The sequence below is a fragment of the Phaeobacter sp. CAU 1743 genome (genome assembly GCF_039839315.1).
GTDB lineage: Bacteria > Pseudomonadota > Alphaproteobacteria > Rhodobacterales > Rhodobacteraceae > Phycobacter > Phycobacter gallaeciensis_A.
On record NZ_JBDOQR010000165.1, the window covers coordinates 1 to 2577 of the forward strand.

The 2577-nt window shown below is 55.1% G+C and carries 3 protein-coding genes and 1 pseudogene; 1 reads left to right on the forward strand and 3 read right to left on the reverse strand.

What is annotated here, in order from left to right; genetic code table 11:
- Positions 1-126 precede the first annotated feature (126 nt).
- The 3 genes and pseudogenes from AAFO90_RS24590 to AAFO90_RS24600 all read right to left on the reverse strand — a co-directional run.
- Positions 127-279, reverse strand: a pseudogene (locus AAFO90_RS24590) (IS256 family transposase); the annotation flags it as partial.
- 615 nt (positions 280-894) lie between these two features.
- Entirely contained in the window at positions 895-1113 is a 219-nt protein-coding gene (locus AAFO90_RS24595) for a GDCCVxC domain-containing (seleno)protein (protein WP_274836521.1), read from the reverse strand.
- Positions 1114-1116: 3 nt separating this feature from the next.
- Positions 1117-1440, reverse strand: a complete 324-nt coding sequence (locus AAFO90_RS24600; RefSeq protein WP_347511154.1) for a hypothetical protein — start codon at positions 1438-1440, stop codon at positions 1117-1119.
- 97 nt (positions 1441-1537) lie between these two features.
- On the opposite strand from AAFO90_RS24600, the gene AAFO90_RS24605 reads away from it, so the two are divergent.
- The gene (locus AAFO90_RS24605; RefSeq protein WP_347511155.1) at positions 1538-1927 is read left to right on the forward strand and encodes a MerR family transcriptional regulator; all 390 of its coding nucleotides are present in this window, start codon (positions 1538-1540) and stop codon (positions 1925-1927) included.
- The last annotated feature ends 650 nt before the right edge of the window (positions 1928-2577 follow it).

Consider the following 2577-nt stretch of genomic DNA (forward strand, 5'->3'; position numbering starts at 1 on the left):
TGGAAGTATAGGTATTCTTGGTCATGGCGTGATCTCCCTGGCGGTTGCTGCCGCCGGTTGGGTGGGTGGATGTTCACCCGGAGATTACGCCGCCTTCAAATTTCCACCAACTCCGAGACACGACCCGTAGCGCAGGCGACCAAGAAAGCTGGCGAGTTCCTCCTCAAAAACGGCCTCGATGGTCGCGCGGACGTTCATCCGGAGCCGCTCCTCGATCGGATCGAACCCGGCCTCATGGGCCAGTAGCGGAAAACTGGAAGTATAGGTATTCTTGGTCATGGCGTGATCTCCCTGGCGGTTGCCGCCGCCGGTTGGGTGGGTGGATGTTCACCCGGAGATTACGCCGCCTTCAAATTTCCACCAACTCCGAGACACGACCTAGCCTTGGCAAGAGCCTTACTGCTCTCCAGCGTGGTCGCGGAGCCGCACAGCAACTCCGAAGGTTTTTTTCCCAGCGCATCTTCCAAGGCGTAACCATTGAGTTCGGTAAAGGCTGGGTTAACCCAAACAACCCGACCTAGGGCATCCATTAGGATAATACTGTCACGCACGTGCTCGGCGATGAGCCGTGATAGCACATCTGACCTAACCTCTTGACTTGTTGCCATCGCACACACCCCAAGTACCAAATAACTGCTGAAGCAGTGTGTTGCACCTGCAACGCAACACTCCGCCCGGCTCAGTCCCAACGCATAGGGCCAGAGCGGTCAGATATCGTTTTCCCAGAGGTGAGTTTAGCCAGGGAGGATTAAGAAATTCTGTCTGAGAACCTGCGAGTTAAAGGGCACATGTCAGCCCGAAGCGGCCCCGGGGCCCTTGGCGCGAGTTTACGATAGCTGACCTTCGCCACCTGGGTAGCAAAGGGGCAAGATGCGGACGAAGCAGACAGTAAGATCATCCGCAGCAACTGTCGCCCGTCTGAATGGGTGGGCAGGGCACAGTCGCGTAGGAGCAAAACACGCAGCAGTCACCCTCTTTGGGCTTCAATACTGACTTGCACGATCTGCATTCGTAGAACCATTGGCACGAGTCCGTTGGCATCATTTCGGTTTCGGTATGTCCGCAACGCGGGCAAGTGATTACGCTTTTCAATATGATGGTTTGATCTGTCATGGGTCACATCTGCATTATCAGGAGGTCGTTGATACGGGTCTCATTGAACACGATTACCCATGCGATTGCAGTGACCAAGGTCGTTCCACCGAGCCACCATTTCAGTCTTGCCAGTGAGCCGCGACGACGTGAAACAAACCAAGACGCCACGACCAGAGCCGTCGACATTGCAAGCACATAGTAACTTGCTGCGGCGATCTTGCCAAAAACTGCTAACCAGCCTCCGCCCAGACCGAGCAACATCATCGTCATTGGTAGGACACAGCAAGATGCGACGCCGAGAGCGCCGAATGATGCTAAGTAGCTAGCGCCGATGTAGTTCTTCATTCTGACATCCTTCTTCGCGCGGGAACGCGTCATTTCATGTTGACTGAAAGTGTTCTAATTCCTGTAGTTGCTACAGGAGCAAGAAAGGCGAAGTCACATGTTTGCGATTGGAGAGGCGTCTCGGCAAAGCGGCGTCGGAATTGAGGCTATTCGCTTCTATGAGCGTGAGGGCATTATCCCTAGGCCCGAACGTGCAGCGAACAATCGAAGGCAATATTCAAAGGCTGACGTGGGACGGCTGATATTCCTGAAAAAATGCCGTGATCTGGGGTTCCCGCTGGCAGACGCGAAGGCGCTGCTCGACCTCTCAGAAGAGCATGGAGCCGACTGTGGCACCGCCTCGCAAATTGCAGCGTCACACAAGCAGAGCATCCGCAAAAAAATCTCCGACCTGAAACGTCTGGAACGCGCATTGGATGAGGTCACCGCCAACTGTTCGAACGGTAACTGGCACTGTCCGATGTTGCTTTCGCTGCGAGAGCATTGAAGCGCACAAAGGGCTCGAAGCCTGAATTTGCCGCGCAAGGCACGAAGGTCCGCTGTCCGGAATACGTACCAGACTTTGCAAAGTACACAATCTGCGCTTCGCTGACGTCTGCACTGATCTCAGCATCGCCCCGGTCAGTTGAGCGGACCCGAAGGTCCGCTCTTGGGAAGCCTCTCGCGCCTGCAGCAGAGCCTGCGCTGCGCCCTGCTGGAAGGTCGTGTTTCGGCTGAGAGCGGTCTGCAGTTCTTTAGGCTGTGCAGCTCCAGTCATCTGGATTGGCTTGGTGCGGGTAGCGGATAGTGCGCGATATGGGGCTGGCGCCAGAGTTGTCATGCGTTCCCAGTCAAGGGCGAGCCTGTGTGAGATGGTGGCTTAGGCAGGCGGAAAGCTTTTGAGGATGCTTGATGGTGCCTAAACCTTGATCTGAGATGCAAATTACCGCAACCATGCGTTACCGCGCGTGTTTTTGTGAGCGCCCATTCGAAACCAATAGAACAGGCAGATTGTGTTATGCGGCTTCGCCTTCTAGGGTCTGTGGACATTCAGGATTCCCAAGCTGGCTGAAATCTGATTCAAGCTTCCAAAATGGAGGTTTGAATGAACGAAGAGCGGTTTGTGTTGACAGATGAGGTCTGGGTCCGCCTTGCGCC